Below are 23,674 nucleotides of genomic sequence, written 5' to 3'. Positions count from 1 at the left end.
GCCAGAGTTTTCAAGATGTCGTCCCCGCCTTCGCGCCGTTGTCCAGGCATCGAACCACAGTTGCGCTCAAACTAACCCTGCGCCGTTAACGAATGTTTACCATTTCACACCTTATTAATCTTCTGACACTCCCTCATTACGGATTATCCCGGCCATGCTGACTCGCCGCTCCCTGCTAACCGCCAGCCTGACTGCCGGTCTGGGGTTAGGCCTGGTGGCCGCTACGCGCACGACGCGTGCCGCTGCAAGGGATAAAATGCCCGAAGCGCCGCTGATCGGCTTCGCACAATGGACGGACGACGAACCCTATTACCTCCTGTACCCGGGCGATAAACTGGAAATAAGCGTTCCCGGCGCACCGGAACTGAGTCGCCAGACGCAGGTCGGTCCTGACGGACGCATTACGCTGGGTCTGGTGGGGCAAGTCATGGCCGCCTACAAAAGCGTGCCGCAGTTGCAACAGGAGATTCAAGCCGCCTATCGCGGCGTTTTGCGCGATCCGCAGGTCACGGTGTATCCGGGCGACACGGCGCCGATGCGGGTACTGGTTGGCGGAGAGGTACGCAACCCCGGTTGGGTCGATATGCTGGCCGACATGGACGTACTTCAGGCTACCATGGCCGCCGGCGGCCTCACCCATGGCGCAAAGAGCCAAAATGTCATGATCATCCGGCGCGGCCGAGATGGTCAGGCCATGTTACGGATCGTCGATCTTAAAACGCCGATGAAGGGCCACAACAGCCTTATGACGGCTCTGCGCCGCTTCGACATCGTTTTCGTGCCGCGCACCAATGTCGCCGAAGCCGGCGTCTTCATGGAGCAGTGGGTCAATAATCTGATCCCCGGCGGCATACTTAACTATTTTACTTACAAATCATTCGGAAATTGATCGCATCGCCACAGTGCATTTCTGACTGTTGACAGGCGCGACGCGCTACGAACGCTATAGCCTTGCCTGCATGGCGCGCAGCGAAAGCTACACTCGCCCCCAACATTTGCCTAGAAACTTAGGCGGCGCAGCCGATCCGGCCTTGATCGAGCCATTGACGGGCGGCTTTCTGGGCTTCGGCGATATCTTCGCGATCCATTTCACGCGACAGTTCGCGACGATAGACTTGGGCCTCGACCGAACCACGCATAGCGGCCAGATTGAACATCATGTGCGCCGATATGAGATCGATCGGGGCACCGCCCTGACCGGTGGAATACATCAAGCCCAGCTTGAACAGCTCGTCACCGCCCATGTCGGCGGTAGGCAGGGGAATGAGCTGGCTTTCGACTTGGTTGATCATCTTTGATGCCGCGCTTTTTGCGCGTCTCCATGGCTGTTGATAAGTCGATTTTTTCACCGTCTAATAAAATTAAAGTTAACAACGATATTTACGCTGAATATTTTTCGTAAATCACACATTAATATTAATTTTTTCGTTAACTATTTTGTACAATTGAGTTAATTATTATAAAATTTACCAGTATAATTTACTTACAAATCGTAAAAACTAAATCTATACTTAATACGCAAAGCGCACATACAATTAATTACACGAAATCAATTTCAAATAAACACCCCTCCCCAAAAGCAAACACGCCTGCATAAGTCAAATCTTAAGACTGGAGTCTTGACTCACGTCGCCCCACGGTCGTCATAGTTTGTTCAGCTTCAGTTCAGAGAGCATCTGTCATAAACATATCAACGCGATAATTTTTATCGCCGCGCGTCTCAGATCCGCATATCCTGAATAGTGGGGATGATCTGCCTAGTCAGTGAGGACGAGAATGAACAGCAAGTTTGCAAAGGTGGCCGCTTCCGGCCTGGCACTTGGACTTTTGATGGGAATAGCCGCAACACCTTCCTACGCCATTCCCCCGACGAACGACGACATCGGAAATCGCGGCAACCATACCGGCGGAAACCGTGGCGGTGGCGAAGGCGGAAATCGCGGGGGCGGAGACCGCGGTGGCGGAGATCGCGGCAATGCTCAGCCACGCCCAGCCCCAGCACAGCCTACGCCCGTTATACAGCCGCGCGTCTCCGGTGGCGATCGCGGCGGCCGTGGCGGAAACGACGGCCAACCGCGCGGTGGCCAAAACGGCGGGCGCGACTTGAACCGTGGTAGTGATGGCCAGCCCGGCGGCGGCCGTGACTGGAACCGTGGTAATAATGGCCAACCCGGCGGCGGACGCGATTGGAACCGCGGCAATGACGGTCAGCCCCGCGGCGGGCGCGACTGGAATCGTGGAAACGACGGCCAAGCCAATGGCGGACGCGACAACACCGGACGCTGGACTGGCGGAAATCGGCCAGGCCAACAAGGGGGCAATGGCGGCCGCGATCAGAACAATGGTGGTGGAGACCGTGGCGGGCGCGATCACAACGACCGCAATAACAATGGCAACTGGCACGGCGGCAATGGCAATGGCGGCTGGAACGGCAATCGTGACCGGGATCGTGACCATGACCGGGATCGCGACCGCGGAAACAATGGCCGCAACTGGGACCGCGGCCATGGCAACTATCATTTTGACTATCGCAGCGATCACCGCTTCCGTGGTTACACGGGATTGCGTATGGGATTCTACTTCGCCCCCACCTATGGCTATTATCGCGTTCCGAGCCAGTGGTACGGCCACCGCTGGGGCATGGGTGAGTACCTGCCCGACTACTTCTTCCGGTACCGCATCTATGATTACATGTCCTACGGCCTGCCAAGGCCCCCCTATGATTGCGGTTATTTCTTCGTCGGTCAGGACATTGTCCTGGTCGATATGAGCACCGGCGAGATTGTCGACGTCTTCTACGACGTCTATTAAATCCCGGCGTCATGACATGAATAAAGCCCCGGTGTTCGCGCCGGGGCTTTTGCCATTTATAGGCTTAGCATAAATCCGTCCATGCCCTCCATAAGGGCCTCATAAAGCTTGGCCGAAGCTCAATTTTTCGGCACGCAGTTCCCAATCCAATCATTATTTTTCCGCCCAATTTGCGCCGGCCGGTAAGCAGAAAATCCCTCATCTAGTTTCTGCACCGCGTGGATCCCAAAACACCTTCACCCGGTCGCATATGATCACGGAGGGTAACATGATTTCGACACGCCTATTCGCCGCCTTAGCAGTCAGCGCCGGCATGGCACTTCCAGCCGTCTCGCATGCCCAGCTTTTCGGCAATGGCCATATGGCCGGTAGAGGCGCGGAACTACAAAGTGGAACAGCAGCGTCCATCAATGCCGATCTCTCGGGCGCAAGCGAAGCCAGGGGCAACCCGGCGGATGCCGGCAGAGGCCATCTGCGCCAGGCACGCCGTCAAACCGAAGATGGGTTTAGCGCAAATTCCCCTAGACCTTCAGGCACAGCGTCTGATGCGCGGGCGGACAATCTGCGCGCGATGATCGACCTGGAGGCCAAAGGGCCAGGCACAACCGCCTTATCTGCGGGTGTTTCGGCCAAAACCAATGACGACAACCACTGAGACAATTTTCGGAGTACTGTCATGAGAAAGTTATCGATAACCCTGCCCGCCGCCCTACTCTGCGGAAGTCTTCTGGCACTTCCCGCCCTGGCGCAGGATACGGACAAAAGCCTCCCCCAGCCCCCTGAGACGGTGGTTGATACTCCAACAGGGCCGACGCAGTTGCTTGCCGCTCCGCCCCCAAAAGGTAGCCCGGCCGAGGCCGCCCAACTCAAACGTGAGCATGATCGAGCGATTGCCGCGGGCGACCATGCCAATGATCCCCACAATCCTGCCAGCAGCGATGCATTGAACAGTGAGCAACTGGCAAAGGCGCAGGCGTTGGGCACAGGCCCCGTGTACGAGAGCCAATCCAAAGAGCCGGCAATACCCCGCCCTAATATTCAGGATACAAGTGGTGTTACCGCCGGCACCTTACCAGCCGATCCAGATCCGAGTGTTGTAAAGACTGAGCCCCCCGCGCCTGCCGGCGACTCGCTCAAGCCGACACAACCTGTGCCATAGAATTTTCTTGAAATCGTCAAGACAGGCTCCGTGTCAAAAACCTGGCACGGAGCTTTTATAAATTACTCATAGAGTACAACTTAAATTAAAATAAAAATCCCATAAATATAAGTATATTCAGGCCACCTTAACACAAATAGACCTCTAGGAGGACAAATTTGCGCCCCATTCCTACGAAAAATTAACAATCGTCGAAAGCAAAACTACGCAGTTATCAACTTCGGCACGCATCATTTGAATTACACGGATGTAATTCTCAGAGTTTAACAGTAATCCTCCCCAAACAGAGAAAGACTTTACTATGAAATCTTCCGTACGCATCGTTGCCGCCGCTGGTTTTGTCGCTGCTCTTGGCATGGCGCCGCTTCTGTCGGTGGCTCAAGAAACCCCGCCTGCAAAGACAACTGACGAAGCCGCGTCGTCTTCCAGCAGTTCTTCGAGCGCCAGCGTGTCTGCTGACGCCTCCGCTAGTTCCGATTCGGCCAGCGCGTCGGTAAGCACAGAAGCCACTGTTCCGGACACTACGACCGTGCCCGCACCGACCACTCCGGACGGCACGACGCCGCCCGCCGCGCCGGTTCACTAACCCCCGGGTATCCATTACTGAAAAACCCCCGATGCTCGGCATCGGGGGTTTTTATTTGCATATTCTACTGGGTCAGGTCGAAGGCTTTTCCGTCGCGATACGGAATAAAGTCCCCCAGGTCAGTTTACCACCGGTGAGCGCCCCCTGGCGGAAGGCCTTGCGCCCCACCATGATCATAAATCCGCCGACCAAGAGCATTCCGCCGAAGGTGAGGACGATTTCCCACCACGGCAAAGGGTTCAACAGCCGCAACGGCATCAGGAACGGCGTAAAGATAGGGACGTAGGACAGGTATTGGATGATGGGCGAATTGGGCGCCGACAGGGCCGCCTGCATACACAGCATCGGGATCATCAAGACCATCATGACCGGCCCCATGATCGCCTGGGCATCCTTCTGAGTTTCGCAAAAAGCGCCAATGGCGGCGAAGCTGACGCCATACATAAGATAGCCGCAGACGAAATAAACAGCCAGCAGAACCAGATGCAGGGGCGAGAACAGGCCGTTGAACGCGGCCTTTATACTCGCGGCCACTTCGGGCGGTGCCGCCGAAAGACCATAGGTTCCTAGTACGAAACTGATCACGCTCCAGATCGAAGCCACCGTCAACAACACGCCCGCTACCCCCAACACCTTGCCAATCAGCAGGCTTTCGGTCGAGGTCGACGCCAACAAAACTTCCAGAACCTTGCTCGATTTCTCCTCGATCACGCCGCCCAGCAAGATCATCGACGAAGAAAAAATGGTCATCCACGTCCCAAAGCCAATCAGAAAGCCAACAAACCCCGGCCCTTCGTCGCCCATGAAGGCGCCGAACCCGCCACCCGCCGCTTTCGATGGTATTTCACGGCGCGTCAGACTGTTGACCTCAGCCTGAGTTGTGCGCAGAGCATGCGCCAGTTTCGGATCGATATCGTGGGCGCGAGCTAGCCTGTAATATTGGACATCCTGCAATTCCGGTTCAATGATGCGCGCGAGATTGTTCTTTTGCGACTTGATCGACCATATATCGAAATGCAGCGTGCCAGCGTCGTTATAAGCCACCAGAATGTTCGATGCGCCAACCGATGTTTTGTCAAGCAAGGCTGGAATCCTGGCCTCCGCTTCCGCGCGCGACAAGGAAGATGTCAACCCCCGCGGCAGATCGACCAGACGCACAATATCCGGACGGGCAATTTTGGCGGCAATTTTGCGCATGCCATCCGACTGAGGCTCAGGGTTTGGCGGCGTCGCCTTGGCCCGAATGATCGCACGCAGATCACCGTCAAGGCCCTCCCCTGTCAGATCGAGGACCGCCACGGAAAGGGTCTGCACCGGCGATGTCTGACGCAGCAGAAGCGGCACCAAAATAATGCCGGTGATCAGTAGAGGCAAGGTGACCAGAGACAGCCAGAAACCAACCGTGCGGACGAAAGCGAGATATTCGCGTCTTGCGATGAGAAACGTATTACGCATGTTCAGGCCTCGCGGACTCGGACAGGATGGTGTCTGCCTGGCCGGCATCACCGCCGGTCAGGACAATAAAGGCGTCATGCAAGGTGGGTTCCCTCGCCTCGAACCGACGGACATCCAAGCCTTTCAGAAAAGCGGCCTTCAGGGCCTCGTTCGGCGCCCGGCCTTTTTCCAGTCCGCACCGCCACAGGTGCGCCCCCTCCTCGGTTTCGCCCAAGTCAGCGACAGATATGATGCCCGGCAGGGCGCGCAAATCAGATTCAGCTAGATCCCCTTCGAGATCGAGGTGGCGCGGCGCGGCTGACCGCGCTTCCTTCAACGTGCCCTCAAACACCTTTTGCCCCTTGGCCAGCAGGACAACCTTTTCGCACAGCCGCTCGGCGTGCTGCATGACATGGGTAGAAAACAGCACAGTCGCACCGCGCCGGGCCAATTGGCGAATAACCTCTTCAAGCCCTTGCTGGTTAACCGGATCAAGACCCGAAAACGGTTCATCCAGGATGACCAACTCCGGTTCATGCACCAAGCATGAAATGAGTTGCACCTTCTGTGACATGCCTTTGGACAGGGACCGGATCTGCTTGTTCATGAAAGGCCCCAGGCCCTGCGCTTCCAGCATCTCCTTGCCGCGCTGACGCGCCACACCCGCCGACACACCCTTGAGACCAGCCAAGAAAACGATCACGTCGATCGGCGTCATCTTGCGGTATAGCCCACGCTCCTCCGGCATGAACCCAATCCGGTCCAAAACCTTGTCCGAAGCGCCCCCCAAGACGCGAATTTCCCCTGAGGTCGGTTCCGACAATCCCAGGATCATCCGCACGGTCGACGTCTTGCCGGCGCCGTTGGGCCCCAGGAAGCCACAGATCGTGCCCCGTTTCACCGCAAAACTGAGATTATTCACCGCGCGGAAGTCGCCGTACGTCTTCGACACCCCCGTCAGGCTCAAGGCCACATCGTCCATTCAAGCCCTCCGCTATAGTGGCACAGCATATTCATACGGATCGCTGGTGGTCAAAAGATTAAAGCATACTTGCAAAACCCAGATGAAAGAACGCCGTCATCCGGCTGTCTAATTTACAGCCATGTCGGTATCCTGACATCGACTGGATGGGAATTCAGCCATTGAATTAAATTCAGAGAATAGATCAAGGAACGAACCCATGAAACGCATTCTGATTTCTGCCACCGTCCTCATGATGGGCGCCACGTGCCTCACACCCGCCATGGCCCAGACTACGGTCGACACGACGGCCAAGGCCAGCGGCAAGATTTCTACTAAAAAAGCCAATACCATCACCGCCGATCTGAACAAGCAGCAAGCTCAAGGCGTCAGCGGTGCGGTCAACGGTCAAGCCAATACGAATGTCAACGCCAGCGCTGGTGTAAACGCGACAACGGGCGGCATGGCGCCGAGCACGGGTAACGCGGATTCAACAGCCAGCACAACACTGGATAATTCGGTCGCCACTGACGGCACCGTAAACAGCACTGGCACGGCCAACACCAATACCAAGGCCGGTATGGATGCTACCACCGACACGACCGGATCGGTCACCGTGCCCACACCGTCAGTGCCTCCGGTACCGACACCCGTCACGCCGACCCTGCCGGTACAGTAATGTAAAAAGCCCCGGTCATACGGACCGGGGCTTTTACGGCTGAGCTCGCGTGAGCTCAAGATGATTATGCCGCCCCGCCTAAAACGCGGAGGCGAGTTGTAAGGAGCACCCTATGTCTAAGACCCTCATATTTGCCGCTGCGATCGTCGTTGCGTTTACAGGCTTCACATCTGCAGCGCTTGCCAAGGAAACGGCCAATCAGACGACCAAACGGTTGAACCAGCAGCAGACCCTGAACGCACCGGCCGCACCTGCCATCGCGCCGGCTATGGCAAACGAAGCCGCCGCCAGACCTGACACCGAGATGAAGGCCCAGGTTCCGGCCGAAACGGCACCGACCGAGGTTTACGTGGCCGGCGCCGCGCGTACATCGACCGACGCAGTCCGCGCACCGGATACCAATCCTCAATCGACAGGCACCGCCATGGTTGACACGCCGTATGTGGCGATTGTTCCGGCAAAAAAATAAACAGAAAAGCCCTGTTCGTATGAACAGGGCTTTTCTTTTAAGCACTCAATACGACTACAGGCCGAGCTTGGCCTTAAGCAATTCATTGACCGCGGCCGGATTGGCCTTGCCCTGCGTTGCTTTCATGACCTGACCGACGAACCAGCCCAGCGCCTGCGGCTTGGCGGCCACTTCGGCGGCCTTGTCCGGGTTGGCGGCGATGATTTCATCGATGGCCTTCTCAATAGCACCGGTGTCGGTCACCTGCTTGAGGCCATGCTTTTCGACGATTTCCGCCGGGGTGATCGATCCCTTACCTTCCCACATATGTTCGAAAACCGTCTTGGCGATCTTCGACGAAATCACATTGGTTTCGATGAGCTCGACCAGGCCCGCAATCTGCTCGGGCGGCAGCGGCGATTCAGCGATGTCCTTGCCGTCCTTGGCCAGGCGCGCCAGAAGCTCGTTCGTCGTCCAGTTGGCGACCAACTTGGCGTCGCGCCCCCCAAACTCTTTAAGTTTCAGGACAGCGGCTTCGTAATAATCAGCCCGCGACTGCTCCGAAATCAGCACCTGCGCGTCATAACCCGACAGACCGTATTGCGAAATGAAGCGCGACTTCTTGTCATCGGGCAATTCAACCAGATGCCGGCGGATATCTTCGATCCATGCCTCTTCCAGTTCGACCGGCAAGAGGTCAGGGTCGGGGAAGTAGCGATAGTCGTGTGCTTCTTCCTTGGAGCGCATGGAGCGTGTCTCAACCTTCACCGAATCGAACTGGCGAGTTTCCTGATCGATCTTGCCGCCGTCCTCCAAAATTTCGATCTGACGGCGCGCCTCGAACTCGATCGCCTGCTGCATGAAGCGGAACGAATTGACATTCTTGATTTCGCAGCGCGTACCGAACGCTTCGCCCGGACGGCGGACTGAGACGTTACAGTCGGCGCGCATATTGCCTTTTTCCATGTCGCCGTCGCAGGTGCCCAGATAAACCAGGATGGTCCGCAGCTTTTTGAAATAGGCCACCGCTTCGTCGGACGACCGCAGGTCCGGCTTGGAGACAATTTCCATCAGCGCCGTACCGGCGCGGTTGAGATCGACATAGGTCGCATTGGGGTCGAGATCGTGAATCGACTTACCCGCATCCTGTTCCAGATGCAGGCGCTCGATGCGCACGGTGAAGCTGGTGCCGTCATCGCGTTCGACCAGAACCTCGCCCTCCCCCACGATCGGGTGGAAGAGTTGCGAAATCTGATAGCCTTGCGGCAGGTCAGGATAGAAATAATTCTTACGGTCAAAGCGCGAAAAGCGGTTGATCTGCGCCTTCAGGCCGAGCCCTGTCTTCACCGCCTGCTCGACGCAGTATTTGTTGAGCACGGGCAACATGCCGGGCATGGCCGCGTCAACCAGGCTGACCTGTTCGTTTGGCCCCGCGCCGAAACCGACCTTGGCGCCAGAAAACAGCTTGGTGTTGGAGGCGACCTGGGCGTGGACTTCCAGGCCCATGACGATTTCCCAGGGACCGGTGCGGCCCTGAATGAATTTGGACGGATCGGCCGGTCGGCCGGAATCGAGAGGAGAAGCAGGGTTTGTCATAGGGTGGATATAGCGGGAAGGCGTTTGCGGGGGAAGAGGTGCAAAGGCCTTAGATTGCAATATTTATACCCAAAGAGTGGCAGGCGACCGAAACGAAAAGACCCCGGACGGCCTGACCGTCCGGGGTCTCTACGATAATGCCTCTCAGGCCTTACCGACCTCTGTACGGATAATCCCGCCCGTCGCGACCACGGGTATACAGATCGACATTGGCAGGACGTTCTTCGAAGAAGACCAGACGGAAGCCTTCCGCGGCTTCACGCGGCTCATAATAGCCCTTGCTGTAGACGTAGTACCGACCCTTGCTACAGCGGACCTTTTCCTTGGAATTCTTGGCGACGATGTAACCAACGCCCGCGCCGGCCGCAGCGCCGATAGCGGCGCTTTCGCCCTTCTTGCCCTTTTTGCCCAGCAAGCTGCCGGCAACCGCGCCGACACCAGCGCCGATCAGGGCATTCTTGCCGGTGATATCTTCTTTCTTGGCGTAGCAATATCCGTCATACTGGGTCTGCGCTGAAGCGGCGATCGGCGCAATGGCGGACAAGGTGAGTGCGACAGCGCCCAAAGCCAGGGCGGGCGCTTTCAGGGAAGCAAGGCGAATCATAAGTGTTCTCCAGAACAGGATTAGGCTGACGCAAGGATTTCGACAATAAATGCGGTATTTGCAAGGCCGCATTGTACGCCTGTTTCGTTTTTTGGATAGATGCCCGGTTTACGCCTTCCTTGCGGCCGCCGCAATGAACCCGACCTCCCGCTTATATAAAACGGTCTAACGTCCTCGCATCATCCAAGGACACCAGACATGCGCATGATGAGCAAGCCGGCGGCGCTCACCCTCTCACCCGTAGCTCCTGTACGTCAGGCGCAGAACCCGCTGACAGACTGGCTCAAGGATTTCGAATGGCATGAGGGCCGTATAGGTATCCGCAAAACCGGCATCCGACTTGAGATAACATCCGCCCTTATCAATGAGATTGTTCAATGGGCGGGGTATCTCGCCTTGCTTTCGGTTGCGTCCCTACGGGCACGCCTGTCGTCCCGATCACGCCCTAAACTGTGGTTCGCGCCGGACATACCGCGCCCCTGGTACCTGCTGAGAGGCACCGCCATCTGGGCGGGTTTCGACACCGCGTCCTCGCCTATGGAAGCAGCGGCGGCGTTCTATTTCGACGATGCCACAGACGGCGAAGCGCCGCCCGCGGTGAGCGCCATGCGATTCAATCACGGCTGCACCGATATTTCCAAAGGCCACGTGGCGCGCGTGTTCGAAGGCGTTTTCGGCTATCCGCTTCTGGTCGATCCGACAAAGACGCACGGCGAAGTCGTCGAAAAATCGGAAAAGAACGGCGTTCATGATGGACGGATCGTCATGGCCCCTCTGGCCCCGACACCCGGCTGCGTCTACCAGCGCGTCGTCGATACGCGTGATGACGACGGGTGCTGCCACGATCTGCGCACGCCTTGCGCCGGGGGCGATCCCGTAGTGGTCTGGGTCAAGGTCAAGACGCCGGAAGGCCGGTTTTCGATCAATAACCGGCGTGCCGTCCTGGCCGATCCGGTCGACATCTATTCCGCCGAAGAACGTAGTCTGATCCGCGAGTTTTCGGCGCGCATGGGTTTGGACTGGGGCGGACTGGACATCCTTCGCGACCGTAACACTGGTCGAATCTATATCGTTGATGTTAACAAGACTGACCTGGGCCCCGTTGTCGCCTTGTCTTGGCGCGACAAGATAAGATCCATGAACCGATTGTCGCGTGCGTTGAAGCGGCTCATAGGCGCCGCGTAAAAGTCCAAAAATCGTTTTGTCTGACAATAACAATTAAAACAGACAAATAGGAATGTGGAGTGATTTAAGCTGGTAAGCCTAGGTAATATGCGGGATGTACCGTGTCCGAGTTGGATACCAGGGAGCTAGCCGCCTAAGTTCGCAAACACGCCTTCACGCCTATGCACGCGGGTATCGAACCGTGGACGATAGGATCGCTTAAGGCCGTTTCCCCTACGGCTGCGTTACAGAAAATGCGCCCACAGCGCGATTTTTGGCTTTACCGGTAATGATTCGGCTATACCTTGTTGGCATAGTCTAGGCATTAGCCGATATCTCCGGGGAGCGGAAAGCGTATGCGTCTTGTCGCCAATATGAAGCGTGATTTCGTGTTCATGAAGCGTCTGATCCGCATCTTGCGCCGTATCCGACCCGTCAGTCCGGATTCCCCCAATCTGGTGTGCGACGATTTCGAAGCGGCCGCTACCCGTTTCCCATCCCAGACGGCGATCAAGTTCGAAGGCAAGTCCCTCACCTACCAACAGCTTGACACCATGGCCAATCGGTACGCCCATTGGGGACGTCAACGCGGTCTGAAAGCTGGCGACACGGTCGCCCTGTTCATGCCCAACCGTCTGGAATATTTGGCGATCTGGATCGGTTTCAACAAGATCGGCGTCGTTACCGCGCTTATAAACAACTCCCTTACCGGCAACGGTCTGGCGCATTGCATCAATATTTCGGTGGCCAGCCTGACCATCGTCGATCAGACGACCCGTCCGTGTTTCCAGGACATTGAAAGTCAGGTCGAACGCCACCAGGCCCTCTGGGTTCTGGATCTGCCGCGCGAAGACGAGACCGAGAACTGCCGGAGTCTGGATGCTGCGCTGAAAGGCGTGTCGACTGTCCGGCCTGACCGCCAGCTTCGTGCCAACCTGACCGCCAGCAGTACCGCGCTTTATATCTATACATCCGGCACAACGGGGCTTCCGAAGGCTGCCAAGATTTCCAACGCCCGCGCACAACTGTATATGAAGGCGTTCGCCGGCTTGACCAATATGAAACCGGACGACCGCCTCTACTGCGTGCTGCCGCTGTACCATGCAACCGCCGGCCTGTGCGCCGTCGGCGCGGCACTCATGAACGGTGCGACCTTAGTGCTGAAACGGAGGTTCTCGGCGTCGGCCTTCTGGAATGACGTGCGTGGCGAAGGTATTACCCATATCGTCTATATCGGGGAATTGTGCCGCTATCTGGTCAATTCACCCCCCGCCCCCAATCCTGAAGACGAAACCAAGCACAAGGTGCGCATGGCCTTTGGCAATGGGATGCGGCCGGAAGTATGGGATCACTTCAAGGCGCGTTTCCACATCAAGGAAATTCTGGAGTTTTACGGCTCGACCGAAGGGAATGTGTCCCTGTTCAATTTGGACGGTCATTCCGGCGCCATCGCCCGCGTACCAAAAATCCTCAAGAAAAGTTTCAATGTCCGCCTGGTCCGCTTCGATGTCGAAAGCGAACTCCCCGACCGCCGCCCGGACGGCCTGTGCTACGAATGCAAGCCGGGCGAAATCGGCGAAGCCATCGGCATGATCGCACACGATGCCCGACACGCCTATTCCGGCTACGCCGACAAGGCCGCCAGCCAGAAGAAGGTCCTGAACGACGTCTTCAAAAAAGGTGACCAATGGTTCCGGACCGGCGACCTTATGCGCCAGGACAAGGCGGGCTATCTCTATTTCGTTGATCGCATCGGCGACACCTTCCGCTGGAAGGGCGAAAACGTATCGACCTCGGAAGTGGCGGAATATTCAGCCTCGGCGCCCGGCGTAGAGGAAGCCATCATCTACGGCGTCCCCGTGCCTAACCATGACGGCAAGGCCGGTATGGCCGCCATCGTCGCCCGCGACGGCTTCGATTTGAAAACCTTCAAGAACCATGTCGATGCGAAGCTGCCTTCCTGGGCGCGGCCCAAATTTGTTCGCATGTTGCAGGAAGTCGAAACAACCGGCACCTTCAAGTACAAGAAAATGGATTTGATCAAGGTGGGATATGACATCACCCTGACCAGCGATCCCATCTTTGTCTGTCACGGCGATGATTATGTACCGGTCACGGCCGAAATGATAAGCGACATCGCCAACGGCAAGCTAAGACTCTAGATTAGACCTTACCCCGAATAACAAAAAACCCCGCGGATCGCTCCGCGGGGTTCTTCTTACCGAATATTCGTCGATCAATACTTGACGCGCAGGGTCACACCATATGTCTTCGGTGCGCCCAGGAAGGCGTCATAGGTATTGGAGTCGAGCGATTTGTTGTAGTAGGTGCCCGGGTTCGATCCGGCGGTCTGTACCGTTGACTGGAAGCCTGTCCCTTGCAGCGGCGCATTGATGACCACCTGACGATAGTTCACATCGGTCAGGTTCTGGCCCCAGATTTCGACGGTCCATGAGCGGTCGGCGGCGCCGATCGACAGACGGCCATTGACCAGGGTATAGCTTTCCTGGGATTTGTACGGAACCAGATCTGAACCCGTATTGTAGTCCGAGGTGTACTTTGCTGTCAGGTTGGCCGAGGTGCGCAGATTTCCGAAGGTATGACCCCAGGTCAGGGCCGCCGAAGACGTCCATTTCGGCGCGAAGGACACCTGGGCGCCCGGCAACAGGGACAGGCCGGGGAAGTGGGCCGGATTGTCCAGGTCGGCGGCGGTGAAGTTGCCGTACTTGGTGTCGGCGTAGGAGATGCCGCCCTGGAAGCTCAGGCCAGGCACCGGGGTGCGCCAGTACATGTCGGCATCGAAGCCTTTGGACGTCAGCGACGGTATGGATTCAACCACGAAGGCCGTACCGAGGAAGGTGTTGAGCTGGAAGTTCTGATAACGCTGATCGAACGCCGTGACATTGACAGCCAGGGCATCGTTGAACAGCGACGTTTTCAAACCGACTTCGTAGGAATCCACGGTTTCCGGCGCGAAGGTCAGGTCGGTGTCTGGCGTAATACCGGTCTGGGCGCGGTCGAGGTTAAAGCCACCGGCCTTATAGCCACGCGCGTAGGACACGTACAGCATGGCTGTGGGGTTGAGGTGCCAGGCGGCTTTCAAGGTTCCGGACAGATTGCTGTTGGCCTTGCTGTCGGATACACGGCGGTTGTTAAAGGCCGGATTGCTCCAGAACGGACACAACGCGCCAACCAGGGTCGGCGCCTTGCCGGCCGCAATCGCGCCCGCCCAGTATGGGTTAGCACCGGCGATGACCGACTGCGTGACGTTGCCACCCTTGGCCTGCATGATGGCAGCGGCCTGGCCATACTTCTGTAGTCCGGCCGCGCAGCCTGCACCGCTGTCGCTGTTGGTATACAGCGCCGTCATGTCCTTCTTTTCGTGGGTGTAGCGCAAGCCCATGGTCAGTTCGACGGCTTCGGTCACCTTCCACGAATTGTTGGTGAAGAGCGCGTAGCTTTCATCGGATTGCGTGTAGTGATCGCGGGCCTGGGCGCCGGCGGCGAAGTTGGTGCCATAGGGACGCCCGGTCAGCTTGGAGACGAAGGTCGGGTCTTGGGTGCCGGTGACCTGGCTCGACAGAAGCAGGCCGAGGTATGGCTCATAGGCGGAACCATAGACGTATGAGTCAGCGCGCGTCATGTCTTCCTTGACGTAGAAAGCGCCGACCAACCAGTTGAGCTTGTCGGTAGCGCCGGCCAAGCGCAGTTCCTGGCTGAAGGTCTTGAAGCGGACATTGAAGTCGCCGTTGTCCTTGCGGTACAGGATATCGGCACCGGAATAGTCGAGATCCTGACCGTTGGTCGCTTTCCAATCCCGAATACCGGTGATGGTGGTGAAGGTCGAACCGCCAAACGCGCCGACCTTGAAATTGCCTTCGACCGATACGCCGCCGTCGCGAACGACCTGGTGCGTGTCGCGGTTTGAATAGGCCAGGCGTGCGTCCGGATTGGCCGTAGCCGCGACGCCATGACCGCCAGCCAGCGCATTGATCGCAGCCCCGGTCGGGCCGGTGAGCGTTTGGACGGCGACACAACAATATTCATCGCGATGGCTGAAATCGCCGATAACCCGGATTTCAGAATCGGAATTTGGCGTGAACAGCAACTGTCCGCGGATCGTGGTGAAATCCTGATCCTGGTCGGACTTCAGCGTGCGCGGGCCTACACCCGTGTCGACGTCGGTGTAGCCGTCATGCGAGCGCTTGGCGATGTAGAGACGCCCGGCAACCAGATCGTTGACGATCGGGCCTGTGACGGATGCGGCATAGCCTTGTGCACCGTAATTGCCGAACGTGGCTTCGCCATCGGCGCCAAAGGTAAAGGACGGCTTTTTGGTGATGATGTTGATGACGCCCGCCGACGTATTCTTGCCGAACAGCGTGCCTTGGGGGCCCTTCAGGACTTCGATGCGCTCCATTTCGCCCAGGTCGCCAAAGCCAACGCCGTTGCGCGGACGATAGACACCGTCGATCACGACGCCGACGGAGGATTCAAGGCCAGGGTTGTCACCAACCGTGCCGACGCCGCGAATACGGGCCGTCGTCAGGGTTTCGTTCTGGGTCGAGGTTACCGTCAGGCCGGGCGTCAGGATCTGCATGTCCTTGATGTCCTTGACACCGGCATCCTGCAGCAACTTGGCGGACAAGGTGGTCACGACGATAGGCACGTCCTGCAGACGTTGCTCGCGCTTCTGGGCCGTGACAACGACCGTGACGGTGTCGTCCTGAGCGGCCGGCGCGGGGGCTGGCGCAGCAGTTTGCGCGAAGGCGGCCACGGGGACGGCGGTCATAAGCGCGACGCCGGCAACGCCCGCCATCAAGGCACGGGTTTTAAGTAAATGAATGGCCTGTTGCATTTCTTTCCCTTAGGTAAATTTCATCTCTGCTTAGGTATTTTATTTTTGTCTTTACGGTGAAGCACAGCCTGTGAAAAACAGCACCATGATTACTCATAATCCCTAACACATTACGCGCACGGAAACAAATATCGAATATGTTACTACTGCAGCGCACAAAATGTTACGCTTTCAGGTCTTAATTAAGCCTGAGAATTTGACAAGATTTGCTGTGGAAAGCACAGCAAGCCATTGCTGCAGTTGACGTGAACGTTAAGTTTCCGCTAGGGTTGGTTTTCGCCGCGGAATTGCTGCACCTGCGCAAACCAAGCATTTTAGACCTGAAACAACCGCTGATTTTACCGCCGTCTGCCCCCAAAACCCCTTTTCAACAGACGGAAGTCTCCAATACGGCGACGTATTGTGATGCCTATGCCGCATAAAAGACACACCTACACCGCGCCACGCCTCGCGAAGCCGCTGGAAGGACGGCGGTTTTGCCGCGCATGGCAGGCGACAAGCCCCTCCCCCGCGATTCGAGATGGATTTCTGATGGTTTTGCAGGGTAAGACAGTCAAAACCGGAATCTGCACCATGACATCGACATTCTCGTCGCTCTTCTTTCTTTTTCTGGCCAGCGCCACGGCGGGCGCGGCCCAAACACCGGCACAGCCCGCACCGCCCATTGTCGGCGGCTTTCAGGCGGTAGACGTCAAGGATGCGGATGTGCAGGCGGCGGCGGACTTCGCCATTCATAACGCGCCCAAACCCGTCAGCCTGAAACGCATTCTGTCGGCCCGGCAGCAGGTGGTCGCCGGTATGAATTACAGCCTGTGCCTTCGGGTAAAATCGCCGAGGCCAGGCTTATTTACACGTGGCCACCTCGTCTCGGCCCGCGTCTATAAAGACCTGAACGCCCATTACAGCCTGACCGCCTGGACCGATGTCGAGGTCTGCGATTGACCTACCGCCCGGCCCCCCTGCTGAGCCGAAGTCCCCTGGCGGTGCACGATACGGTTACGGCAGCCGACTTTCCGCAAGCCACCTTGCGTTACCGCAACGACCGTGCTGCGCAATCCGTTGGCCTAGACGACCTGAGCGATGCCGACTGGATCAGGCATTTCGGCCGTTTCGTCCCCCTACCCGACAATCAACCTGTACCGCTTGCCCTGCGCTACCACGGCCATCAGTTCCGCCATTATAATCCCGATCTTGGCGACGGACGCGGCTTTTTGTTCGCCCAGATGTACGATGATAAGGGGCGTCTCCTCGACCTGGGGACCAAGGGCTCGGGCAAGACGCCCTATTCGCGTGGCGGCGACGGCAGGCTGACCCTGAAAGGCGGCGTTCGCGAAGTGTTAGCCACCGCCATGCTGGAAGCGCTGGGTGTGCCGACGTCAAAATCCTTTTCGCTTATCGAAACCGGTGAACGCTTGGTACGCGGCGATGAGCCCTCGCCGACCCGATCCAGCGTCCTCGTGCGCCTGAGCCACAGCCATATCCGCTTTGGCACGTTCGAGCGGCTGGCTTACCTTAATGACGTTGCAACAATGCGCGATCTCGTAGCGTTTTTGATCGCCAACTATTATCCGGCCTGCACAAATGCCGAAGACGTTTTCGATGCGGTCGTTTCGGCCACGGCCACCCTGGCTGCAAGGTGGATGACCGCCGGCTTCGTGCATGGCGTTCTCAATACCGATAATATGAACGTGACGGGCGAAAGCTTCGATTACGGCCCCTATCGGTTCCTGCCGCATTATGATCCTGCCTTCACGGCCGCCTATTTCGACGAAACGGGTCTGTACGCCTATGGCCGTCAGCCGGACGCCGTGTTGTGGAACCTCGGTCAGTTGGGCCGCTGCCTCACCTTGATCGGCGATCAAGCGGCCCTCGTGGCCAGTTTCAATGCGTTTTCCGAACGCTATGACCGCGAATTGCAGTTGGCGGTCTGTGCCCGTTTGAATGTGGTGCCGACAGCGGATGACGGTGCGCTGGTCAGGACGCTTTACGACCTGCTGGCGGACCTTCACGGCGACGGTAGTTTCGAAGGGCTGTTCTATGACTGGTTCGGCGGGACAGCCGCCGAACCCCGGGCCCTGTCGAGTCCACGCGGCCACACCTATACGGGTGGCGCCTTCGCGGCATTTCATGACTGCCTGAACACCTACACAACCGCAGCCCCGGCCAGGATAGATCATCCCAGGTTCGCGGAGGCTGAGCCGGAAACCCTGCTCTATGACGAAATCGAAGCCATTTGGGCGCAGATTGCCTTTGAAGACGATTGGTCTTTGTTCCACGCCAAGCTGGACCGAATTGAGACCTATCGCCAAGCGCTGGCGCTTTGAACGGAATTGCCGCTCGACCTCTAAACCCCGGCGCGTTCTCGGCGAATGAAGTTCAAAAGCTCTGTTTCCAACGGATCGCGCGCGCCATCCGCCTGAATGCGCGCTGTCAGCCAGCTTTTTTCATTAGGCGTGATCTGTGTATCCGCCGCTGCGCCTTGCGCACGGCGATCGTTTTCAATGACGGCGCCCGCCCGTGGATCGGTCGTCCGGCGACCAAAGGCGCGCTTGGCGAAGCGCGCCATCGATAGCGAGGTATCGGCAACATAGGCGTCCAATTCGCGTTGCTGATGGCTGGTCAGGGGTTGATAGCTGGCGTGGCCCATCAGGTGGTTGCCCACCGCCTTAACGAACAGGTCCGCCCAGCCAGGCGCATTCTCCGCGCCGATGGTCGCGTCCTTGATGCGGAAAAGCATCTCCGCCTCGGCCTGGCTGACGACATAGGCGCCATCGCCGGCAATGGCGAAGACCGCCCGGCGCAGAAGGCTGACTTCAGTGTCATTGATGCAGCGGGAATCCAGATGCCCGTCGCCGTCATTACGCTGCGTCCGGGTGGGCCCGTCGCCGGTCAGGACAGCCAACTCGATCTGAAGCAGGACATAGCTGCGCAAAGCTTCGGGCACCGCGGCCGCCACCTCGATAATTTTTACTAACAGCTCCAGCTCACTCAAGGAGTCGACGCGGCCATCACGATTAATCCAGCGCATCAGCCAGTCAGCCTTGGCGTCGTCCACATAGTCGACAGGCGCCTGTTGCTTGACGACATAATCGACCATGACCTCGACGAAATAGTCGATCCATTCCTTCGACCGAACGTGACAGGCCGAATTGAGCGCCATGATGGCGTTCGCCTCATCTGTACTGATGGTGGCGTCGTTACCCCAGACAAGCTGGCGCAAGGCAAGGACATCTTCGGCACCGATGGCGGATTTGGCCGTCAGGGCCTGAGCGAATAGAGCGAGTGCGGACATGAGGCTTTCCCGAATTTCGCCGTGAGTCTAACTGACAGGCCTTAATTTCAGGTTTCTTGGAACCGTAACTGGCTAAAATGGCCGGGCCGGACCTAAAGACTCTACAAAACGGAGCAGTTGGTCAATTGGCTGAAATGTTCCAGCGCCGCCGCGCCCACGACACTAGTGCCGAAACGATCGAGTTCCGGCGACCATACGGCGATAGTTGCCTGCCCAGGGACCACCGCCAGGATGCCGCCACCGACCCCACTTTTGGCCGGCAATCCGACGCGGTAGGCGAACGAACCGACACTATCATAGGTGCCGCAGGTCAGCAGGAGCGCGTTCAGCCGGCGGGTCAGGCGCGACGGAAATATGGTTTCTTCGGCAATAGGGGAAAACCCGTCCGCCGCTAAAGGCAAAGCTGCCCGCGCCAATTGCCGGCAGGAGATGGTAATCGCGCATTGGCGGCAATAGGCCAATATCACGGCTTCCGCGTCGTGGGTCAGGGTACCGAAACCGCGCATCAGGTTGGCGATGGCGCGGTTCTTGTGCGCGGTTTCGACCTCCGACCGCGCCACGGCTTCGTCAATCTCAAGCCGACTGTCGGACAGCATGCCAAGAAAATCACGCACAAGGGCGTCCGGCGACGGCACCGTATCGAGCAGGATATCGGTAATCGCCAGGGCGCCGGCATTGATGAAGGGATTGCGTGGTACGCCCTGCTCGTGCTCGAGCTGAGACAGAAAGTTGAACGGCGTGCCTGACGGTTCCTTGCCCACCCGCGTCCAGACCTCGTCGCCGATCTGGTTGAGCGCCAGCCCCAGGGCAAACAGCTTGGTGATAGACTGCGCCGAAAACGGCACGTCGGCGTCACCCACATAGGCCTCCTCCCCCTTTACGGTACAGACGGCCATGCCGAACTGGCGGGGATCAACCCCGGCCAGTTGCGGGATGTAGTCCGCCGGGCGGCCCTTGCCAAAGTGCGGTCGCACCATGGCGACGACTTCGGCCAACACCTCATCTATGGAAATGCCTGATTTCAAACGCTCGCGCTCGATGAACTGGCGTCGAGGGTTTCGACGAAGGCCAGGGTGTCGAAGACCAGCTTCGTTACGTCGGCGATGATTTTGTCGCGGCCGGCGTCATCGAGAGTACCGCCGGAGGTGTAGATAGACAGATAAACCGGCGGCTTGCCAGGCAACCAGACGACACCGACATCGTTAATTGCGCCATTGGCACCGGAGCCGGTCTTGTGCGCCACCGTCGCCCCGGCCGGGATACCTGCCGGAATGCGCCCCTTGCCCGTCGTGGTGGCAATCATCCAATCCTTTAGCCGGTTCAGGCTGTCCGGTTTCAGAACGTCGCCGCTATAGACCTTGCGCAGCAGGGTGCTCATGGCCTCTGGTGTGGTCGTATCCTGCGGGTCACCATCTATATTGCTGTTGAGCGAAGGTTCCGTGCGATCGAAGCGCGTGGTGTCATCGCCGATCGCGCGCACAAAGGCGGTCAACCCCGCGGGTCCGCCGATCAGGGGCAAGAGCAGATTGGCTGCCGTATTGTCGGATAGCGACACCGCCGCCGAACATAGATCGCCAACGGTCATGCGCCCCTTGGCCACCTGGGCGGTGGTCACAGGCGCGTACTCGAGCAGATCCTTTTTGCCATAGGTGAGTTCCTGCGCCAGAGTGAGCTTGCCCAGATCGACCTGCTGAAGGATGGCTGTCGCCAGCACCCACTTAAAGGTCGATGCCATGGCGAACCGTTCGCTGGAGCTGATGCTCAAAGATCCATTGGCCTCGGTATTGGCTGTCGCAGCGCCAGTCAGGGCGGATACCCCAACCCGACCGCCATGGCGCTTTTGGATTTCCAACATACGTTGCGCGAAACCCATGACTTTCTGCACCTTTTCGGAGCAGCCGGCCAAGGGCACCGCCAATGTGACGCCAGCCAGGGCAACGCCCCCCGCCACCAGACCACGGCGCGACAGCCTCACTTCGCACCTTGGGTCGATTTGGCACCGATATGGGTATCCAGCCAGTTGAAGACCGTATCATGCCACTTCATCGAATTGGCGGGCTTCAGCACCCAATGGTTTTCATCCGGGAAGCGCAGGAAGGCGGACTCGACGCCCTGACGCTGAAGCGCTGTGAAGGCCCCTATGCCCTGCTCGACCGGAATACGGTAATCCTTGTCCGAGTGGATGACGAGCATCGGCTTGGACCAGTCCTTGGCATGAAGCGCGGGGTTGAAGGTATCGTACTTGGCGGGATCATCATAGACCAGTCCGCCCTGTTCCCATTCCTCGAACCACAGTTCTTCAGTCGAATAGCCCATGTTACGCGCGTCGAACACGCCGTCATGCGATACCAGGCACTTCCAGGGCTGCTTCCAGTTGCCGGCGATCCAGTTGACCATGAAACCGCCGTAGGACGCACCCAGGGCGCAGGCGCGGTCGCCATCTAGGAATTTGTACTTATCCAGGGCGAAGGCCCAGCCTTTTTGCAAGTCTTCCAGCGGGCGGTCGCCCCAGTGCTGCGAGATAGCGTCCGTAAAGGCCTGGCCGTAACCGGTGGAACCGTGGAAATCGATCATCACCACCGCATAACCAGCACCTGAATAGGTTTCCGGATTCCAGCGATACGACCAACCATCACCAAACGAGCCTTGCGGTCCGCCGTGGATCAGGAAGGCGACCGGATAGGACTTGCCTTCGACATAGCCCGCCGGCTTGATGACATAGCCATGGACGTCTTCGTTATTCCAGCCTTTGAAGACGAATTGTTCATAGGCGCCCGTGGTCAAGGCGCTGGCGGCGGCATTGAACTTGGTCAGGTTCGTCGCGCCCTCGTCGATGAAGGCGGATTTCGCCTTGGCCTGGTAGAAGGCGCTGGGGTGAGTCAGGTCGTCTTTGAGAAAGACCATGCCGCGCGGCGTTTCGGCATAGGCGCTGGTATGCCCTGTCCGGGTCAACGGCGTCACCTTGCCAGTCTTGGCGTCAACACGGAAGACGATATGCTTGCCGACATCGTCAGCATCAACCAACAGGCTCTTGCCGTCCTTTGACCACTGTATGCCGCCGACCGACCGGTCCCAATCCGGTGCCAGCTCGCGCGTCTTGCCTTGCTCATCCATCAGCATGATGCCGAAGCGGTCGGCTTCGAAACCAGGGCGCTTCATGGCGACATAGGCGATGGTCTTGCCGTCCGGCGAGACGCGCGGGCTGCCGTCCCAGGCCTTGTTTGTCGCCGTGCGGTTGACCGGCGCGGCGGAGCCATCGATGGGCACGGTGTAGATGTCGAAATTGGTGCTCCACGGTTCGGATTTGCCGGCTTCGCGCGCCGAGAAGACGACCGTCTTGCTGTCCGGCGATATGGTGTAGTCGGCTTCGTCGCCAAAGGGCTTGGACGGAACGTCGCCGTCATAGCCGTCGGTCAGGGCAATCGGTGCGCCGCCGGCCAACGGAACGTAGAACAGATGATTGCGCGTGCCGTCCGCCCAAGTGTCCCAGTGACGAACGAAAATCTTGTCATAGACCGTGCCGGACGACTTGTCGGCCTTGCGATCCGTCTGGCGCTTGACCGTGCAATTGATTTCGTCCCCCTTGCATTCGGGGAAGACGGCCAGTCCCACAACCACGCCCTTGCCGTCGGGCGTGATCTGGTAGGCCTGAATGTCGAGCGGCAGACGGGTCACCTGGGTAGCGGTGGCGCCGGTGATATCTGTCTTCCAGACTTGATCTGTGCCGCCTTCGCCGCGACCGGAGATGAAATATATCGAACCGTCCGGCCCGAACTGAGCGTTGGACGCCCCGCCATCGGAAACGGCCAGCTTGATTTCCGGCGCTTCGGGCTTGCTCAGGTCCTTAAGCCAGATTGACTGGATGCCCTTGTTCTTTTCCATGTCCGTGACGCGGATGTTCAGGACAGCATAACGGCCGGTCGGATCAACCTTGAAGCCGTTGATACGGTCCATCTTGATCATGTCCGTATAGGTGAGCGGCGCGGCGAAGGCCGACCCGGCAAGCGCGGCCAGCGAAACGGAACCGGCCAGCAGAAGGGCCGAAAATTTGGAAGAGACGGACATGGACCAACCTGTGTCAG

The 23,674-nt window shown here is 58.2% G+C and carries 21 protein-coding genes; 11 read left to right on the top strand and 10 right to left on the bottom strand.

Annotation, left to right across the window (positions count from 1 at the left end; all coding sequences use genetic code 11):
• Positions 1-154 precede the first annotated feature (154 nt).
• Positions 155-889 carry a polysaccharide biosynthesis/export family protein gene (locus tag RCJ00_RS18275; protein WP_316223742.1) on the top strand — a complete coding sequence of 245 codons (735 nt, stop codon included), beginning with the start codon at positions 155-157 and terminating at the stop codon, positions 887-889.
• Positions 890-1,007: 118 nt separating this feature from the next.
• Here the strand turns inward: RCJ00_RS18275 and RCJ00_RS18270 are convergent, their stop codons facing one another.
• A complete protein-coding gene (locus RCJ00_RS18270) occupies positions 1,008-1,292 on the bottom strand; it encodes an SEL1-like repeat protein (protein ID WP_316223741.1) in 285 nt (94 codons plus the stop codon).
• Between the two features lie 484 nt (positions 1,293-1,776).
• On the opposite strand from RCJ00_RS18270, the gene RCJ00_RS18265 reads away from it, so the two are divergent.
• The 4 genes from RCJ00_RS18265 (at position 1,777) to RCJ00_RS18250 (ending at position 4,556) form a co-directional block, all read left to right on the top strand.
• The gene (locus tag RCJ00_RS18265; protein ID WP_316223740.1) at positions 1,777-2,811 is read left to right on the top strand and encodes an RcnB family protein; all 1,035 of its coding nucleotides are present in this window, start codon (positions 1,777-1,779) and stop codon (positions 2,809-2,811) included.
• Positions 2,812-3,079: 268 nt separating this feature from the next.
• Entirely contained in the window at positions 3,080-3,466 is a 387-nt protein-coding gene (locus RCJ00_RS18260) for a hypothetical protein (protein ID WP_316223739.1), read from the top strand.
• Positions 3,467-3,487: 21 nt separating this feature from the next.
• A complete protein-coding gene (locus RCJ00_RS18255) occupies positions 3,488-3,970 on the top strand; it encodes a hypothetical protein (protein WP_316223738.1) in 483 nt (160 codons plus the stop codon).
• 301 nt (positions 3,971-4,271) lie between these two features.
• Positions 4,272-4,556 (top strand): hypothetical protein, encoded by a 285-nt coding sequence (locus RCJ00_RS18250; protein WP_316223737.1) that lies wholly within the window; start codon positions 4,272-4,274, stop codon positions 4,554-4,556.
• A 72-nt stretch (positions 4,557-4,628) separates the two neighbouring features.
• On the opposite strand, the gene RCJ00_RS18245 is transcribed toward RCJ00_RS18250, so the two are convergent.
• Together RCJ00_RS18245 and RCJ00_RS18240 are read right to left on the bottom strand one after the other, a co-directional pair.
• Positions 4,629-6,011, bottom strand: a complete 1,383-nt coding sequence (locus RCJ00_RS18245) for an ABC transporter permease (protein WP_316223736.1) — start codon at positions 6,009-6,011, stop codon at positions 4,629-4,631.
• Positions 6,004-6,972, bottom strand: a complete 969-nt coding sequence (locus RCJ00_RS18240; RefSeq protein WP_316223735.1) for an ABC transporter ATP-binding protein — start codon at positions 6,970-6,972, stop codon at positions 6,004-6,006. Before RCJ00_RS18240 ends, RCJ00_RS18245 begins: the two co-directional genes overlap by 8 nt.
• A gap of 199 nt (positions 6,973-7,171) precedes the next feature.
• On the opposite strand from RCJ00_RS18240, the gene RCJ00_RS18235 reads away from it, so the two are divergent.
• Positions 7,172-7,630: a hypothetical protein gene (locus RCJ00_RS18235; RefSeq protein ID WP_316223733.1), complete on the top strand. Its 459-nt coding sequence runs from the start codon at positions 7,172-7,174 to the stop codon at positions 7,628-7,630.
• A gap of 112 nt (positions 7,631-7,742) precedes the next feature.
• On the top strand, positions 7,743-8,099 hold the full coding sequence (locus tag RCJ00_RS18230) for a hypothetical protein (RefSeq protein WP_316223732.1): 357 nt from the start codon (positions 7,743-7,745) through the stop codon (positions 8,097-8,099).
• 54 nt (positions 8,100-8,153) lie between these two features.
• Here RCJ00_RS18230 and gatB read toward each other — a convergent pair whose 3' ends face one another.
• Positions 8,154-9,674, bottom strand: a complete 1,521-nt coding sequence (gene gatB, locus RCJ00_RS18225; protein WP_316223731.1) for an Asp-tRNA(Asn)/Glu-tRNA(Gln) amidotransferase subunit GatB — start codon at positions 9,672-9,674, stop codon at positions 8,154-8,156.
• A 151-nt stretch (positions 9,675-9,825) separates the two neighbouring features.
• Entirely contained in the window at positions 9,826-10,278 is a 453-nt protein-coding gene (locus RCJ00_RS18220) for a YMGG-like glycine zipper-containing protein (protein ID WP_316223730.1), read from the bottom strand.
• Positions 10,279-10,476: 198 nt separating this feature from the next.
• On the opposite strand from RCJ00_RS18220, the gene RCJ00_RS18215 reads away from it, so the two are divergent.
• Positions 10,477-11,463, top strand: a complete 987-nt coding sequence (locus RCJ00_RS18215; protein WP_316223729.1) for an ATP-grasp domain-containing protein — start codon at positions 10,477-10,479, stop codon at positions 11,461-11,463.
• A gap of 335 nt (positions 11,464-11,798) precedes the next feature.
• Positions 11,799-13,604 (top strand): long-chain-acyl-CoA synthetase, encoded by a 1,806-nt coding sequence (locus tag RCJ00_RS18210; RefSeq protein ID WP_316223728.1) that lies wholly within the window; start codon positions 11,799-11,801, stop codon positions 13,602-13,604.
• A gap of 74 nt (positions 13,605-13,678) precedes the next feature.
• Here RCJ00_RS18210 and RCJ00_RS18205 read toward each other — a convergent pair whose 3' ends face one another.
• Positions 13,679-16,300, bottom strand: a complete 2,622-nt coding sequence (locus RCJ00_RS18205) for a TonB-dependent receptor (protein ID WP_316223727.1) — start codon at positions 16,298-16,300, stop codon at positions 13,679-13,681.
• Positions 16,301-16,873: 573 nt separating this feature from the next.
• On the opposite strand from RCJ00_RS18205, the gene RCJ00_RS18200 reads away from it, so the two are divergent.
• Complete coding sequence (locus tag RCJ00_RS18200) at positions 16,874-17,242, top strand: cystatin domain-containing protein (RefSeq protein ID WP_316223726.1); 369 nt, start codon at positions 16,874-16,876, stop codon at positions 17,240-17,242.
• Positions 17,239-18,624 carry a protein adenylyltransferase SelO gene (locus RCJ00_RS18195; protein ID WP_411267562.1) on the top strand — a complete coding sequence of 462 codons (1,386 nt, stop codon included), beginning with the start codon at positions 17,239-17,241 and terminating at the stop codon, positions 18,622-18,624. Before RCJ00_RS18200 ends, RCJ00_RS18195 begins: the two co-directional genes overlap by 4 nt.
• 20 nt (positions 18,625-18,644) lie before the next feature.
• On the opposite strand, the gene RCJ00_RS18190 is transcribed toward RCJ00_RS18195, so the two are convergent.
• From RCJ00_RS18190 to RCJ00_RS18175, 4 genes are all read right to left on the bottom strand, one after another.
• Entirely contained in the window at positions 18,645-19,592 is a 948-nt protein-coding gene (locus RCJ00_RS18190; protein WP_316223725.1) for a hypothetical protein, read from the bottom strand.
• A 101-nt stretch (positions 19,593-19,693) separates the two neighbouring features.
• Entirely contained in the window at positions 19,694-20,617 is a 924-nt protein-coding gene (locus RCJ00_RS18185) for a glutaminase (protein ID WP_316223724.1), read from the bottom strand.
• On the bottom strand, positions 20,614-21,567 hold the full coding sequence (gene bla / locus RCJ00_RS18180) for a class A beta-lactamase (RefSeq protein WP_316223723.1): 954 nt from the start codon (positions 21,565-21,567) through the stop codon (positions 20,614-20,616). The genes RCJ00_RS18185 and bla overlap by 4 nt, the downstream gene beginning before the upstream one ends.
• Positions 21,564-23,657 (bottom strand): dipeptidyl-peptidase 5, encoded by a 2,094-nt coding sequence (locus tag RCJ00_RS18175; protein ID WP_316223722.1) that lies wholly within the window; start codon positions 23,655-23,657, stop codon positions 21,564-21,566. Before RCJ00_RS18175 ends, bla begins: the two co-directional genes overlap by 4 nt.
• Between the last annotated feature and the right edge of the window lie 17 nt (positions 23,658-23,674).

The organism is Asticcacaulis aquihabitans (genome assembly GCF_032490435.1).
Classification (GTDB): domain Bacteria; phylum Pseudomonadota; class Alphaproteobacteria; order Caulobacterales; family Caulobacteraceae; genus Asticcacaulis.
This window is presented reverse-complemented; position numbering and strand designations above follow the sequence as displayed.

Coding starts and splice junctions, on each gene's coding strand:
- RCJ00_RS18205 (WP_316223727.1), bottom strand. CDS start 16,300: ATGCAACAGGCCATTCATTTACTTAAAACCCGTGCCTTGATGGCGGGC.
- RCJ00_RS18175 (WP_316223722.1), bottom strand. CDS start 23,657: ATGTCCGTCTCTTCCAAATTTTCGGCCCTTCTGCTGGCCGGTTCCGTT.
- RCJ00_RS18260 (WP_316223739.1), top strand. CDS start 3,080: ATGATTTCGACACGCCTATTCGCCGCCTTAGCAGTCAGCGCCGGCATG.
- RCJ00_RS18245 (WP_316223736.1), bottom strand. CDS start 6,011: ATGCGTAATACGTTTCTCATCGCAAGACGCGAATATCTCGCTTTCGTC.
- RCJ00_RS18210 (WP_316223728.1), top strand. CDS start 11,799: ATGCGTCTTGTCGCCAATATGAAGCGTGATTTCGTGTTCATGAAGCGT.
- RCJ00_RS18255 (WP_316223738.1), top strand. CDS start 3,488: ATGAGAAAGTTATCGATAACCCTGCCCGCCGCCCTACTCTGCGGAAGT.
- RCJ00_RS18270 (WP_316223741.1), bottom strand. CDS start 1,292: ATGATCAACCAAGTCGAAAGCCAGCTCATTCCCCTGCCTACCGCCGAC.
- RCJ00_RS18250 (WP_316223737.1), top strand. CDS start 4,272: ATGAAATCTTCCGTACGCATCGTTGCCGCCGCTGGTTTTGTCGCTGCT.
- RCJ00_RS18235 (WP_316223733.1), top strand. CDS start 7,172: ATGAAACGCATTCTGATTTCTGCCACCGTCCTCATGATGGGCGCCACG.
- RCJ00_RS18230 (WP_316223732.1), top strand. CDS start 7,743: ATGTCTAAGACCCTCATATTTGCCGCTGCGATCGTCGTTGCGTTTACA.
- gatB (WP_316223731.1), bottom strand. CDS start 9,674: ATGACAAACCCTGCTTCTCCTCTCGATTCCGGCCGACCGGCCGATCCG.
- RCJ00_RS18265 (WP_316223740.1), top strand. CDS start 1,777: ATGAACAGCAAGTTTGCAAAGGTGGCCGCTTCCGGCCTGGCACTTGGA.
- RCJ00_RS18275 (WP_316223742.1), top strand. CDS start 155: ATGCTGACTCGCCGCTCCCTGCTAACCGCCAGCCTGACTGCCGGTCTG.
- RCJ00_RS18190 (WP_316223725.1), bottom strand. CDS start 19,592: ATGTCCGCACTCGCTCTATTCGCTCAGGCCCTGACGGCCAAATCCGCC.
- RCJ00_RS18240 (WP_316223735.1), bottom strand. CDS start 6,972: ATGGACGATGTGGCCTTGAGCCTGACGGGGGTGTCGAAGACGTACGGC.
- RCJ00_RS18200 (WP_316223726.1), top strand. CDS start 16,874: ATGACATCGACATTCTCGTCGCTCTTCTTTCTTTTTCTGGCCAGCGCC.
- RCJ00_RS18220 (WP_316223730.1), bottom strand. CDS start 10,278: ATGATTCGCCTTGCTTCCCTGAAAGCGCCCGCCCTGGCTTTGGGCGCT.
- RCJ00_RS18215 (WP_316223729.1), top strand. CDS start 10,477: ATGCGCATGATGAGCAAGCCGGCGGCGCTCACCCTCTCACCCGTAGCT.